This window comes from Streptococcus sp. 210928-DFI.4.42, assembly GCF_020554365.1.
Lineage (GTDB): Bacteria > Bacillota > Bacilli > Lactobacillales > Streptococcaceae > Streptococcus > Streptococcus parasanguinis_S.
This window is the reverse complement of the sequence record NZ_JAJCHF010000062.1, coordinates 1-540: the sequence shown is the minus strand read 5'-3', so window position 1 is coordinate 540 and position 540 is coordinate 1. Positions and strand designations below refer to the sequence as shown.

Here is a 540-nt window from a genome sequence, read left to right as displayed (position 1 = left end):
CCCCAAAAGTTAGACAGAAAAAATCTAACTTTTGGGGTGTTTTTATTATGAAATTGACATATAAGGATAAGGTTCAGATCTATGAACTTAGAAAACAAGGGCGAAGCTTCAAAGAGCTTTCAAATATATTCGGGATAAATATTCCTAATCTTAGGTACATGATTAAATTGATTGATCGTTACGGTATAGAGTTCGTCAAAAAGGGGAAGAACCGTTATTATTCTCCTAAATTAAAACGAGAAATTATTGATAAAGTTCTGCTTGAAGGTCGTTCTCAAATAAGGGTGTCTCTAGATTATGCTCTCCCAAACCAAGGAATGCTTCCAAATTGGCTGGCACAATACAAGAAAAATGGGTATACTATTGTTGAGAAAACAAGAGGGAGAGCACCTAAAATGGGACGCAAGCCAAAGAAGAAACCTGAAGAAATGACAGAGTTAGAACGTCTTCAAGCAGAAAATGAATACCTGAGAGCGGAGAATGCTGTTCTAAAAAAGTTGAGAGAACTCCGATTGAGGGACGAAAAAGAGCAAGAAGAAA

1 pseudogene is annotated in these 540 nt (G+C 36.5%); it reads left to right on the top strand.

The annotated features are described in order from the left end of the window. Positions 1-47: 47 nt before the first annotated feature. Positions 48-540, top strand: a pseudogene (locus LIZ08_RS10285) (transposase); the annotation flags it as partial.